Source organism: Lentzea sp. NBC_00516 (assembly GCF_036346835.1).
GTDB classification, from domain to species: domain Bacteria; phylum Actinomycetota; class Actinomycetes; order Mycobacteriales; family Pseudonocardiaceae; genus Lentzea; species Lentzea sokolovensis.
This window is the reverse complement of the sequence record NZ_CP107840.1, coordinates 1,742,450-1,756,466: the sequence shown is the minus strand read 5'-3', so window position 1 is coordinate 1,756,466 and position 14,017 is coordinate 1,742,450. Positions and strand designations below refer to the sequence as shown.

Genomic DNA, 14,017 nt, shown 5'->3' with positions numbered 1-14,017 from the left:
ACGATCAAAAGCCGTCAACGGAAGCACACCCACTTCTCTTGAGGCCAGGTCGAGCTGACCGAGGCAACGATCACTACTACGCCAAAGAAGGCTAGGCTAACCTTGCGCCGTGCCACCACCCTTCCCGCCGCCCGACCGAGGCGAAGCCTCCACCGGACACGGCGACCGGACCGCCTCGCACTCCGACCCGTCGGGGCTGGGGCGAGGGCCTCTGACCCGTCGATTGCCTGTGCTGTGGCAGGCGCCCGCCGATCCGCCCGAGGTCCAGCCGTTCGAGGCCGGCGCGGGGACCACGGCCGATCGATTCCTGTTGCGCGTGATCCTCTCCGTGAGGCGGATCACCGTCCCCGCGACGCTGGCAGCGATCGCGTGGCAGGTGAGCGAGGCGGCGGTCCCCGTGGTGATGGGCCTCGCGATCGACCGGGCGCTGGCGACCGGGAACGCGGGGCAGTTGGTGCTCTGGCTCGGCGCATTGGTGGCGCTGTACGTCGTGTTGACGGTGGCGGCGAAGTTCGCTGTCCAACTGACCGCGTATGCGATTCAGCTGCTGCAGCACCGCCTCCGGAGCACCCTCTCGACCGGCGTGCTGCATCCGGTCGGTGGCGGCGCCCACGCGCCGGACGGTGGTGTCGTCTCGTTGATGACCAACGACGTCGCCCGCCTGGCGAACGGGGTTCAGCTCGTGATCATGCCGATCGCGAGGATCACGACCATCGGATTCATCGCCGTGTCGTTGTTGACGACGCACTGGCTGCTCGGGCTCGCGGTGCTGGTGGGGGCGCCGGCGGCGGTGTGGTTGATGGGCGTGCTCAGCGAGCGGCTGTCCCGGGACACCCGTGAGTACCAGGGACTGCTGGCCACCACGGTCGGACTGGCTACGGACGTCGTGGCCGGCTATCGGGTGGTCAAGGGGATGCGCGCCGAGACGGAGGCGACCAGGAGATACCGGCAGGCGAGCCAGGAGACGCTCGTCGGCGCCAAGCGCAACGCGGGACTGCTGGGCAGGTTCCTGATGGGCTCCGGTGTGGTCACCGGCGTGTTCGTCGCCGCGGTGATGGGGCTGGCGGGCTGGTTCGCCGTGGACGGGCAGCTGAGCGTCGGCGAGCTGATCGCCGCCGTCGGCCTCGCCCAGGCGCTGCTGCCGCAGATCCAGTCGATCGCGAACGACTCCATCCCCAACCTCGCCGGATCCCGCGCCTCGTCCGCGCGCATCCTCGACGCGCTGCGGACCGATACCCCGGCTGCGCAGGAGTCCGACGACGCGGCACGGCCGGTGGTCGGGCCGCTGCCGGTGCTGGAGGTGTCCACGCCCAGCACGACGATCCGGGTGGAGCCCGGCGAACTCGTGGGGGTGCGCACCGACGACCTGACCGCTGCCCGCGTCGCGGAGGCGCTGCTGGATCCGCGCGAGCCCGGCAGCGAGGTGGCGGTGCGGCTGGACGGGATCGCCGCGCGGGAGTTGACCGCGCAGGAGTACCGCTCCCGAGTCACGTTCACGCCGCACCGGGTCGTGCTGTTCAGCGGAACGATCCGCGACAACCTCACCGCCACCGCCTCCGCACCCGAGTCGGTGCCGGCCGCGGTGCGTGCCGCGGCCTGCGACGACTTCGCCGCCGATCTCGACCTCCCGGTAGGCGAGGACGGCAACCGCTTCTCCGGCGGCCAGCTCCAGCGACTCGCACTCGCCCGCGCCCTGGCGGGCGACGCGCCGGTGCTCGTGCTGCACGACCCGACGACGGCGGTCGACTCGGTCACCGAGCACACGATCGCGACGCGGCTGCGCGAGGTTCGCGCGGGCCGCTCGACCCTGCTGATCACTTCCTCCCCCGCGTTGCTGGGCAGCTGCGACCGCGTCGTCGACCTGCTCGAGGACGCACCGATGCACGTGAGGACAACGCCATGAGCGGGGCATCCCCGGCAACCGGGCACGCGCTGCCGGTCGCGGGCAGCAGGGAGACGGCCAGGGAGGTCTGGCGGCTCAGTCGCGGGCACCGGCTCCGGCTGGCCACTGTCGGAGCGCTGGGGATCGTCAGCACCGGCGTCAACCTGATCCCGCCCGTGATCATCGGGTTCCTCGTCGACCGGGTGCAGGCCGGTACCGCCGACCTCGGCATCGTGCTGACGGTCACGGCCGTCATGGCGCTCTCGGCGGGTCTCGGCGCGATCGGCACCGCGGTGACGGTCGTGCTCGCCACCCGCGTCTACCACACCATCCTCGCGGCGCTGCGCGAACAGCTCGTGAGCCGCGCCATGACACTCCCCCAGCACCTCGTCGAACGCGCCGGGACCGGGGACCTGATCTCACGGACCAGCGACGACGTCACCGCCGTGGCCGACGCCGCACCCGCCGTGATCCCCGCGCTCACCGTCAGCGGTTTCACCATCGTCGTGTCACTGGGCGGGCTCGCGGCGCTGGAATGGCCGTACGCCGCCGCGTTCGCCGTCGTACTGCCCGTCTACGTGCTCGTCATGCGCTGGTATCTCCGCATCGGCCCACGGGTGTACGGCGCCGAACGCGCGGCGATGAGCTTGCGGGCACAGCAGATCCTCGAGTCCCAGCGCGGCTACGCCACCGTGCTCGGACTCGGGCTCGCCGAGCAACGGCACCACACCGTGATGGCCGCGGCCTGGGGCGTCGCGGTGCATTCGCTCCGCGCGCGCACCGTGATGGCCATGCTCAGCCTCCGCCTGAACCTCGGCGAATGTCTGAGCCTGGCCACCGTCCTCGTCGTCGGCTTCGTCCTGATCGAGGCGGACGCGTCCACCGTCGGCGGCGCCACCGCCGCGACGCTGATCGTCCTGCGCGTGCTCGGACCGATCAACGAGCTGCTGTACGTCGTCGACGACGTCCAGTCGGCCCTCGCCTCGCTCAGCCGCATGATCGGGGTCGCCACCATCCCGGAGGAAGCGGGCGAGCCGGCGGCGACCGCGGACACGGGCATCGCCGTGCGGCTGCACGAGGTCGCGTTCGGCTACGGCGACGGCCCCCGGCTGTTCGACGACCTCACGCTCGACATCCCCACCGGTCAGCGCATCGCCGTGGTCGGCGCCTCGGGGGCCGGCAAGACGACGCTCGCCGCCGTCATCGCCGGCATCCACCTTCCCGACGCCGGGACGGTGGCCCAGCCCGGCCGGACCACGTTGATCACCCAGGAGACGCACGTGTTCGCCGGCACTGTGCGGGACAACCTCACGCTTGCCGCCCCTGGGGCGATCGACCACGACATCCACGCGGCGCTGGACGCCACCGGGGCAGCCGGTCTGCTCGACCTGCTGCCGGACGGTCTCGACACGATGATCGGCACCGGCGGACATCCGCTCACCGACGCACAGGCCCAACAGGTCGCCCTCGCCCGGCTGCTGCTCGCCGACCCGGAACTGGCGATCCTCGACGAGGCGACCGCCGAGGCAGGCTCCACCCACGCGGGACTGCTGGACCGTGCCGCCGAGGCGGCGTTGCGCGGGCGCACCGGGTTGGTGATCGCACATCGTCTCTCCCAGGCCGCGACCTGTGACCGGATCGTCGTCATGGAGCACGGCCGGATCATCGAGACCGGAACACACGACGAGCTGGTCGCCGCCGGTGGCGTGTACGGCGGGCTGTGGAGCGCGTGGGAAGCCGGACGGAGCACGAACAACAACTCAGGGAGGACTGGCTCATGACGGGAAACGCTGTCGGCACGCCGGACAACACGGCCGTGCGGACCGCATTGTGGCGCGCCCTGCACACGCAGGTGGACGAGCAGCCACACGTCCTCGAGGACGTGCTGGGCGCCCGGCTGGCACAGGACGACGACGGCTGGCGTGAGCGCGGAGACATGGTCCCCGACGCCTCACGAGGAAAGCGCGCCACCATCGTCGGGCGGGCGCGGTTGACCGAGGACCTGGTGGCGCAGGCCGCGAGCCGCGGCGTGGATCAGTACGTGATCCTCGGTGCGGGCCTGGACACCTACGCTCAGCGTCATCCCGACGCGGGCTCGACCATGACCGTCTTCGAGATCGACCAGCCGGAGACGCAGGCGTGGAAGCGGAGCCGGTTGATCGAACTCGGACATGGCGTCCCGGAGTGGTTGCGCCTGGTTCCGGTCGACTTCGAAGCGAATGACGACTGGTGGGATCGGCTGCAGGCGGCGGGATTCGACACTTCACGTCCCGCGGTGGTGTCCTGGCTGGGGGTCACCATGTACCTGACCGAACAGGCGACGTCGGCGACGCTCAAGCAGGTGGCGAGTCTGCCGTCCGGCTCCTCGCTGATCCTCACGTTCTTCCGTCATCACGAAGATCTCGCGCCCGAGGACGTGCAGATTCGGCGAGCCTCCAGGGAGGGTGCCCGGCGGGCCGGTACGCCGTTCATCGGCTTCTACACCCCCGGCCAGATCACCGAACTGGTGCGACAAGCAGGTTTCGCCGACGCCGACTACGTCTCGGCAAGCGACCTGGCCGATCGCTACTTCGCGGGCCGGACCGACGGCCTGCGCCCGTACAGCGGCGAAGAAGTGCTGATCGCCACCGTGTGACACAGCCGGCTGGAACTGTCAGAAGACGTTGGGCAAGCAATGAACGAGGAGTTTTGATGAGCCTGAGCAACGAGCAGTTGATCGCCGATGTCGCCGACGTGTTGTTCATCGAACCGACGGAGATCGACTACGAGTTGAGCCTCCGCGACCAGGGGATGGACTCGGTGCGTCTCATGGATCTGGTGGAGCGGTGGCGTTCCGCGGGAGTGGACCGGATCGACTTCATCACCCTGGCCGAGGACTCGAGGCTGGGTCACTGGATCGAGGTCATCGAGAAGCTCCAGGCTGGTGAAGAAGTGGCTTCGTGACCTTGCGGTGAGGCAGTCGCCGGGCTCGTCGTCGACGACCCGGCCGGACTGCTCCTCTGGCCCACGACTCAGGTCACGGTGCCAGCACTCGCAACGTGTTGCCCCACCCCACGAGCGACGTCTGGATCACTTTCAGTCCAGCGCCGGCAATGACCGCCTCGAGTTCGTCCTCGGTGCGGTATCCGGATCCGTGGAGCGTCAACCGCAGAATGTCGAGTTCCGCGTCGTGTTCGTCCAACTCGCCGGGATCGAAGGTGTCCTCCACCAACAGCACCCGGCCATCGGGGCTCAGGCTCGCGGCGGCCCGCTGGAGGATGAGCTTCGCCTCCGCGTCAGGATGTTGCCCGAGGGTGTCGATGATCAGCACGGCGTCCGCGGGTTCGGTCTTCTCGAACACCGACTGCTCGACGATCCGAATCCGGTCGCGTCGCGCCGCGTCCTCGATGCTGACCGGAATGTCCTTGCGGAACCACTCCGCCGCGGTGGGGAGCGCCACGACGGTCACCGTCGCCTCCGGATGCCCCGCGGTGAGGTAGTCGGCGTGGACCCCCGCGGCAGGCGCGTGGACGACCACCTTGCCCACTCCCCCGAGCACGGGTGACTTCGCGAGCGGCTCGGCGAGCACCTGCGCGAACCGGGACTTGTCCTCCAGACGCTTGTGCTCGAAGGCCGCATCGCCGCGGAGGGCGTTCCAATCCTTGCCGGTCACCGACTCCAGCACCGGACGATCGTCGCGGACCGCCGCTTCCAGGCCGTAGAAGGCCTGCGACATGCGGGAGACGACCCCGCCGGACACCAGGTGATCGAGCACGGCCTCGTTGGTCAGGAACTCACCTGTCTCGGTGAGCTTGTACTCATCGCCTTCTTGTTCCAGGAGCTCGATCGCCTGCAGGTACCGCAGGAACTTCGCCAGGGAGCGTTCGCTCGCGCCGGTGTGCTGTGCGAGCGCGGGTGCGGTGCGCACACCGCGGCTGATGCAGTCGGCGATGCCGAGGTTCGCGGCCACCCGGATCGCCAGCGGCGGAAGCAACTCGGACATCTCGTGGAACTTCTCGAAGGCCTCGTCGTTGCGCTCGGGGTCCGGCAGGGCGGGGTCCTCGTCCAACGCCACGACCTCGGCGCGCCGCCAGTAGCCGGTGAAGTCGATGTCGGCCTTGTCGACACCGCGTTCCTCGATGAGATACCGCCGAAGATCGCGTACGACGGACTGTTCCCCGGCGAGCCAGGCGAACATCGAGCCCTCTCGCCGGCCGGCCTCGCGCACCGCCTGCAGCAGCAACGGTCCCGCTGCCTGTCCGTTCCGCACGACCCAGGTCACCTCGACACCGGGACGTGCCGGGAAGTCGATCCGGTGCGACTCCTCTGCCACCTCGATGTAGACCTCGGCCTGTGCTTCGTCGGGCAGTTCCCGGAGCAACCGGTCGATCGCCGGGATGGCCGTGTCGTCACCGACGACGAGGAACCAGTCGTACCCCTCAGGCCGGCCGCTGGAAGCCGACGGTCCCCCGACGTGGAGGCGATCCCCCGGCTTCGCCCGGTACGCCCACGTCGTCGCGACGCCCACACCGTGCTTCACGAAGTCGATGTCGAGCTCGCGAGCCTGCGCGTCGTACCGCCGGACCGTGTAGACCCGCCACAGCGCAGGCGGGTCGGCCGGCCACCTGAACTTGCCGTCCTTGTAGACCGGGACCACCGGCTCGCTCTCGCCGGGGTACGGGAAGATCAACCGGACGTTGTCGTCGAAACCCTCGCTGGCGAACTCGGGGAAGGTCGTGCCGTCGCTTCCGGTGAACGATCCCAGCTGATCACCTGTCACGGTCACCCGGCGCAGCCCGGGAGTGACGTCGACGACCCGCGCCACCACCAACTCCCGCAGGGCGATGGTGTGTACGAAGGTGGGGCGGGCACGACGCGGCACAGCGACTCCTAACCTAACGACGTTCGTCTGCGAGAGCTTCTCGGAGATCAGTGACCGCTTTCTCCGCGAAGCCGAGGAAAGTGATCGTTGTCATGTCCGGGGCGAGGTGATACCGGATCACCGCGCGATACAGCTGCTCGGTGCCCTCCAGGGCCGGTGACCCGCTGTTCTGCCCGTAGACCCGCGTGAGGAGCACCGCCGGGGAGGGGGCACGCCGCAATGCCCGGCGTCCGGTCTTGTTGTGGTAGCGCAGCAGTGCCAGCTCGGCGGTCCTGGTCGGCTCGGCCTCGTCGAGCGCGATGGTGGCGGCCGCGGTGAACGGACCGATCGCGTTGCTTTCGGGAGACAGCGGGACGTCTTCGTCGACCAGTGATGCGATTCCCGTTGAGTGGAGCGCGTTGCGGATCGCTTTGCTGACAACGCCTTCGGTGAGGGAGCCATCCCAGCGGAAGGTGGAGACGGTGCCAGGAGCGAACATGGACACGTCGATGGACTGTGCTCCGCTGAGAAGGCCCTTCCAGCGGTCGAGTCCGTCCGTGGCGACCGCGTCGCCGGCTGCTTCGACCGCTTCCAGCGCCGGGACGAGAGCTGCCGAGCGGAACGCTTCCCCATGCTGAAGTGCCTGTGCCAGACGGTGCAGCGAGGCTCTGTCGACGATTGCCGCGTGGACGGCGAGCACCGCGACCGTCTGTGTGAACGCGAGAGCGGCCGGGCAGCCGGTCGAGATGTCGACGAGGTCGACGGCGGCTGACCTGATCGCGTCGACGTTCGTACCGGCAGCCAGCTCCACGGTCTGGGGCTGAACTGTTTCCGGAGGCAGGAGGTGGGTGAACCAGAGCCGCCGGCCGGTGGCGTCGACCGACAGGCGGAGCGCGTCCGTGCTGGCGACGAGTGAGCGGAAGAACGAGGCGACCGACTCGCTCGTCGACTGTGCGGGCAGGGTGATGAGCTCGGTGAAGACGTACTCCTCGGGCGCGGCGTCCGCCTCGCGCAATCGTTCGAGGGCAGCGGAAGTCGGCACCAGCACCGGCTCGGCCGAAATGGTCGACGGCGCGAGCAACGCGGCGAGGGCGCCGATGGTCCGTCCCACGAACACCTCGGACAGCTTGAACGTCAGATTGTGCTCACGAGCGCGGGCAACGATCTGTGCCGCGGAAATGCTGTCGCCACCGAGGCGGAAGAAGTCGTTGTCCACACCGAGATCGACGTCGTCGCTGAGGTGCAACACGTCGCGGAAGATGCCGGCGAGGGCGATCTCGGTGTCGGTTTCCGGTGACCGGCCATCGGCTGCACCCGCACCGAGGTCTGGTTGCGGCAACGCGCGACGATCCAGCTTCCCGTTCGCCGTGACCGGGAACTCGTTCAGGCGCAGGAATGTCGCAGGCACCATGTAGTCCGGCAGCGACTGCGCGAGGTGCTCGCGCAACGCATCGAACAGCGCCGCGTCGTCAGCGTCCGTGGTCGTGGTGACGTAGGCGGCGAGGTACCTACCACCGGCGGGGTTGTCCAGGGCTGCGATCGCCGCACCCGACACTGCTGGATGCTGTTCGAGAACCGCGGAGATCTCGCCGAGTTCGATCCGGTTTCCTCGAATCTTCACCTGGTCGTCGCTGCGGCCGAGGTATTCCAGCTGTCCCAGGGAGTTCCACTGCACCACGTCGCCGGTGCGGTACAGCCGTGCGCCCTGGTCGCTGAACGGATCCGCCACGAATCGGTCGGCGGTCAGGCTCGCGCGAGCGACGTATCCGTCCGCGAGCTGCACCCCGCCCAGGTAGAGCTCCCCTGCCACACCGACCGGCACCGGACGCAGCCACGCGTCGAGAACACGCGTCGTCGTGTTCGCCACCGGAACACCGATCGGCACTCCCACCGCATCGACGAGCCCGGCCTGAACCACCGGGTGAGCGGTCACGTCCACGGCCGCCTCCGTCGGCCCGTAGAGGTTGTGCAGTTCCGCGTTCTCGAACAGCGCGACGGCACCGGCCGCGGGCGACACGGGCAATGCCTCGCCGGAGCAGAACACTCGTCGTACCGAAGCCACCGACTTCCGGTCCGGGGCCGAAGTGAGGAAGGCCTGCAGCATCGACGGCACGAAGTGAGTGACCGTGACCGCGCGACGGTCGATCACTTCGAGCAGGTACTGCGGATCCTTGTGCCCGCCGTCCTGCGCCACGACCACCGCCGCACCGGTCATCAGCGGCAGGAAGAACTCCCACACCGACACGTCGAACGTGAACGGGGTCTTCAACAGCACCCGATCCGACGCATCGATCCGGTAGGCATCACGCATCCACCACAGCCGGTTGACTATTGCTTCGTGGGTGATCTGAACGCCTTTGGGGCGGCCGGTGGTGCCGGAAGTGAAGATCACGTACGCGGCATCCGTCGGAAGCAGCGGGCGCGAGAGCTGCGGTGGGTCGATCACGCTGGCGTCGAGGCGCTGCCGTACGAGTTCGTCGTCGATGAACAGGATGCGCGCAGGATGCCCGGTGAACCCGCGGTCTGCGATCACCACACGTGGTTCGGCGTCCGCGAGGATGTGCTTGACGCGTTCGGCGGGGTAGTCGGGGTCGATCGGCACGTACGCCGCCCCGGCACGGATCACCGCAGTCAGAGCGACCACCAGCTCGGCCGAGCGCGGCAGTGCGACCGCGACCCGATCCCCGACCCGCACGCCCTCCTCGACGAGGAGGCAGGCGAGAGCGTTGACCCGCGCATCGAACTCGCCGTAGGTGCGTTCGATGCCGTCATCGGCGATGACCGCGAGCGCGTCCGGGCTCGCCGCGACCTGCCGACGCACCAACTCGTCAAGAGTCGCGCCTGGAACGTCGAGCGTCTCACCACGCGACCACGCGTCGAGTTGCTGAGACTCCGGTGCGGGCAACAGGTCCAGCTCGCCGACCCGTGCCTCCGGAACGCCGGCGATCGTCTCCAGCACCGCCTTGAAGACGACGACGAACCGCTCAGCGGTAGCGCTGTCGAACAGATCTGTCGCGTAAGCGAGCCTCCCCGACAGATCGTCGAGCGAATCGAAGAGGTCGAGGTCGAGGTCGGTCTTGACCGCGCCCACCGCCACGGGACTCGGCTTCGTCGTGGTGTTCCCGATGCGCAGGCCGTTCGCGCGGCGGCTGTCGGCGACGCGGTGGGTGAGCATGATCTGGAAGAGGGGGTTGCGGCCCACGGATCGCTCGGTGCCCAGCGCACGGGTGATCTCTTCGAAGGGTGCGGCCTGGTGCTCGAACCCGTCGAGCACCGTTCGCCTGGTGTTCCGCAGAACGTCGACGATCGAGTCACCGGCGTGGAACCGATGGCGGATCGGCAGTGTGTTCACGAAGTAGCCGACCAGGTCTTCCAGGCCGTCCTCGGTGCGTCCGCCGACCGGTGAACCGATCACCACGTCCGCACCGGCGCCCAGCGCCGACACGGTCAGCGCGGCCGCGGACTGGAGCGTCATGAACATGCTCACGCCCTGCTCGTCCGCGACCTGACGCAGGCCGGCCACGACCTGGGGATCGACGGTGAACCGCAGATCCGCACCGAGGTGGGTCGGTGCCGCCGGCCGGGTCCGGTCCGGCGTGATCGTGGACTCTTCGGGTGCATCCGCGAGGACGTCACGCCAGTAGGCAAGATGCTGGGCGAGCGGTGAACGCGAATCCGACGCCTCACCCAGGACGTCGCGTTGCCAGATCGCGTAATCCGCGTACTGGGCCCGCAGCGGCGTCCATCCTGGCTCCTCCCCCGCGGCCCGCGCCTGATAGGCGGTCGACAGGTCGTTCAGCAGCGACGGGAACGACCATTCGTCCACCGCGTGGTGATGTACCGCGATGACGAACACCCAGTCGTCAGCGCCGGCGCGGAGCAGCGCGACACGGATCGGGAGGTCGGCCGCGAGGTCGAACCTGGCCTGCACCACCGCTTCCACCCGCGCATCGACGTCGGCGGCGTCCACGTCATCAACGAGCGGAGAGAGCCTGTCGACCGCTTCGTTCGCTGGAACGACGACCTGACGTGGCGTGCCGTCCTTCTCCACCAGGAGCGTGCGCAGCGCCTCGTGACGAGACACCACATCCCGTACCGCCGTGATCAGGACATCGGGATCCAGGCCACCGCCCAGACGCAGCACCACCGGCACCACGTACCGCCCGCCCGGCCCACCCAACTGGTCGAGCAGCCAGAGTGCTTGCTGTCCATACGAAACTGGGAGGACAGCTGGGCGTGGCAGGTCGCCGATCCGCGCGCCGGAAGTCTCAGCGGCGGCGGTGTCGGCGATGCGGGCGAGGTCGCTGATGCGGGGGTGGTCGAAGACGTCGCGCAACGTGAGTGCGGTGCCGAGCAGAGCGTTGGCGCGTGCGACGACTCGGGTGGCGAGCAGTGAGTGCCCGCCGAGGCGGAAGAAGTCGTTGTCCACGCCCAGATCGGCGTCCAGGTGCAGCACGTCGCGGAAGATGCCCGCGAGGGCGATCTCCGTAGCGGTCTCAGGCACCCGGCCGTCGGCCGCACCCGTGGTCAGGTCGGGTTGCGGCAACGCGCGACGATCGAGCTTCCCGTTGGCGGTGACGGGGAATCGGTCCAGGCGGGTGAACGACGTGGGGACCATGTAGTCCGGCAGCGATCGTGCGAGGTGCTCGCGCAGCGCGTCGAACGGCACCTCGTCCGTGGTCGTCGTGATGTAAGCGGCCAGATACTTTCCGCCTGCGGGGTGGTCCAACGCGGCGATGGCGGCACCCGACACTGCCGGGTGCTGTTCGAGGGCGGCGCGGATCTCGCCGGGTTCGATCCGGTAGCCGCGGATCTTCACCTGATCATCGCTGCGACCGAGATACTCCAACTCCCCCAAGGAGTTCCACCGCACCACATCGCCCGTGCGATACAACCGCGCGCCGTCGTCGCTGAACGGATCAGCCACGAATCGGCCGGCGGTCAAGCCCGCGCGAGCCACGTATCCGTCGGCGAGTTGCACTCCCCCCAGGTAGAGCTCTCCTGCAACACCGGCCGGTACTGGACGCAGCCACGCGTCAAGAACATGCGCTGTCGTGTTCGCGACCGGTACACCGATCGGGGTGTTGTCGATGATGATGGCGGCAGTGCCGTCGCCGGTCACTTCGGACGAACCGTAGAAATTGTGCAGGATCGCTTGTGGCGCAGCGGTTCGCATGGTGTCCGCGGTGCCCGGAGTCAGGGCTTCGCCGGAGGAGACCCAGGACCGGATCGTGGTCAGCGCTGTGGGTGCGTCTTCGTGGCGGACGAGGACATCGGCCAGACTCGGCACGGTCAGCAGGTGCGTGACGCGGTGCCGGGCGATCGTGTCGAGCAGGCCAGCTGGATCCTGCGCGGTCTCCGCGGGCACGACCACGATTCGAGCACCGGCGATCATCGGCCCGAACAACTCGGTCACCGCGTCGACGAAACCCACGCCGCTCTTCGACAGCGCCACATCGCCTGGTTGGTAGTCCAGTACTTCCTGACCCCATGCCAGGCGGTTGACGAGCGCGCGGTGCGGGAGAGCCACGCCTTTCGGATTGCCCGTCGTTCCCGATGTGAAGATCACCACGGCGGCGTCGAGGTCGTTCAACGGCCGGGACAACACAGGGGCGGTCTTCTGACCAGCGGCCAGATGCTGCTGAACTTCGGAGATGACCAGCACAGGTGCGGCGTTGTCGAGGATGTACTTGATGCGTTCCGCGGGGTATGCCGGATCGATCGGCACGTAAGCCGCCCCCGCGCGCAATACCGCGGCAAGTGCCACGACCAGGTCCACCGAGCGTGTCATCGTGATCGCGACGCGGTCCCCGACCCGCACGCCCTGCTCGATCAGGAGGTGGGCAAGGGCGTTGACCCGTGCGTCGAACTGGCCGTAGGTGAGTTCGACGCCGTCGGCGACGACCGCGACCGTGTCCGGATCGGCCGCAACCCGCTGGCGCACCAACGCATCCACCGTCACCGGCGCGACATCGAGCGTCTCGCCTCGCGCCCACGACGGATCAGAGGTGAATCCGGTGCTCAGGTCGTGCAGGGTCTGTGCCGGGGAACCGCCGAGGACAGCGTTGAGAAAGCGGCTGAACTGCTCGGCGTGCACGAGCGGATCGCTCGAGGCGGACCCTGCGGACAGCTCCAGCCGGATTCCCTTGTCAGGGTTGCGATAGATCGCGAGGTCGAGCGAACCGACCGGACCGGTGCTGATCGTCTCAGGGACGGCGTCGATGTCACCCAGGCGCGGCGTTGACTCGAAGAGCCTGATGTTGATCGTCGGAAGCGTGAGGTACGAGGCCTGACCGCCCGGCCACAACCGAGCGATCTGATGATCCTCGACAGTCGCGTGACGCCGGGAAGTCCTCAGCTGGTCTGCGACGATCTTGAGGACGTTGTCGAACGTGTGGTACGGGCTGATCTCGGTGACGACCGGAATCGCCCTCGAGATCGCGCTGGGCGTTTTCAGCGATTCGCGATCGTCGCGCAACATCAGCGGAACCCGGACCGCTACCCAGTCACGACCGTCGACCAGAGCGGTGTAGACGCCCCACAACGCGATCAGGGAATCAGTCCAGGAAACCCGCGCGGCACGGGCGAACTGCTGAACCTTCGAGTAGGTGTCATCGGGAATCGGGACGACAACCGGTCGGCTCGACGACACGAAGACCCCGGACAAGTCCTCCACGTCCTCGTGGCCGACGTACTCGATTCCGAGGACGGTGCTCCAGTACGTGACGTCTTCTTCGGCGCTGGAATCGTTGCGCCCGTTCGAGTTTCCGAGGGTGCCGAACCAGCGGTCCGGGACCGGGTCGCCGGCCTGGAGTGCGGAGTAGACCTCAGCGACACGGCGGACGAAGAGAGAGATGCTGTAGCCGTCGACGAGCAGGATGTTCGTGACGAGGATCCACGCCCAGGTGCCGTTCTCGCGACGGACGAGAGTCGACGTCGTCGTCGGTTCCCCGGCGGCGGTGGCCGGTGCCGCGGTGAGTCGTCCGCGGGCCAGCACCCGGATCTGGTCGTCGCTATGACCGGCGTCGACGATCTCCGTCGTGAGTGTCGTGGCGGCGTCGACGTACTGGAAAGGGACACCGTCGTCGTCGCCGAACCGCACCCGCAGTGCGTCGGTCTCCGCGAAAACAGCACTGACCGAGGACACGAACGCCGCCGGATCGACCGAGCCGTCCAGCCAGATCAGCTGCCCCGCGCAGAACACCGAGGACTCCGGGGCAAGCCGGCGGGCCACCCAGTTGCCCCGCTGGCTCGCGGTCAACTCCACACGATCAACAGCCGTCAACGGAAGCACA

Annotated in this window: 6 protein-coding genes; 4 read left to right on the top strand and 2 right to left on the bottom strand. The window is 68.4% G+C overall.

The features are described 5' to 3' along the window. The first annotated feature begins 109 nt into the window (after positions 1-109). Genes OG205_RS07755 through OG205_RS07740 form a run of 4 tightly spaced genes read left to right on the top strand, consistent with a single transcriptional unit; the run spans position 110 to position 4,825 of the window. Positions 110-1,903, top strand: a complete 1,794-nt coding sequence (locus OG205_RS07755; protein WP_330275559.1) for an ABC transporter ATP-binding protein — start codon at positions 110-112, stop codon at positions 1,901-1,903. Then, positions 1,900-3,663 carry an ABC transporter ATP-binding protein gene (locus tag OG205_RS07750; protein WP_330275558.1) on the top strand — a complete coding sequence of 588 codons (1,764 nt, stop codon included), beginning with the start codon at positions 1,900-1,902 and terminating at the stop codon, positions 3,661-3,663. Before OG205_RS07755 ends, OG205_RS07750 begins: the two co-directional genes overlap by 4 nt. After that, positions 3,660-4,517, top strand: coding sequence for a class I SAM-dependent methyltransferase (locus OG205_RS07745; RefSeq protein ID WP_330275557.1), 858 nt, complete (start codon positions 3,660-3,662; stop codon positions 4,515-4,517). Before OG205_RS07750 ends, OG205_RS07745 begins: the two co-directional genes overlap by 4 nt. A gap of 56 nt (positions 4,518-4,573) precedes the next feature. Further along, a complete protein-coding gene (locus tag OG205_RS07740; protein ID WP_330275556.1) occupies positions 4,574-4,825 on the top strand; it encodes a phosphopantetheine-binding protein in 252 nt (83 codons plus the stop codon). Between the two features lie 73 nt (positions 4,826-4,898). Here OG205_RS07740 and OG205_RS07735 read toward each other — a convergent pair whose 3' ends face one another. Together OG205_RS07735 and OG205_RS07730 are read right to left on the bottom strand one after the other, a co-directional pair. Next, on the bottom strand, positions 4,899-6,743 hold the full coding sequence (locus OG205_RS07735) for a siderophore-interacting protein (protein ID WP_330275555.1): 1,845 nt from the start codon (positions 6,741-6,743) through the stop codon (positions 4,899-4,901). A gap of 13 nt (positions 6,744-6,756) precedes the next feature. After that, positions 6,757-13,983 (bottom strand): amino acid adenylation domain-containing protein, encoded by a 7,227-nt coding sequence (locus OG205_RS07730; protein WP_330275554.1) that lies wholly within the window; start codon positions 13,981-13,983, stop codon positions 6,757-6,759. Between the last annotated feature and the right edge of the window lie 34 nt (positions 13,984-14,017).

Coding starts and splice junctions, on each gene's coding strand:
- OG205_RS07750 (WP_330275558.1), top strand. CDS start 1,900: ATGAGCGGGGCATCCCCGGCAACCGGGCACGCGCTGCCGGTCGCGGGC.
- OG205_RS07740 (WP_330275556.1), top strand. CDS start 4,574: ATGAGCCTGAGCAACGAGCAGTTGATCGCCGATGTCGCCGACGTGTTG.
- OG205_RS07745 (WP_330275557.1), top strand. CDS start 3,660: ATGACGGGAAACGCTGTCGGCACGCCGGACAACACGGCCGTGCGGACC.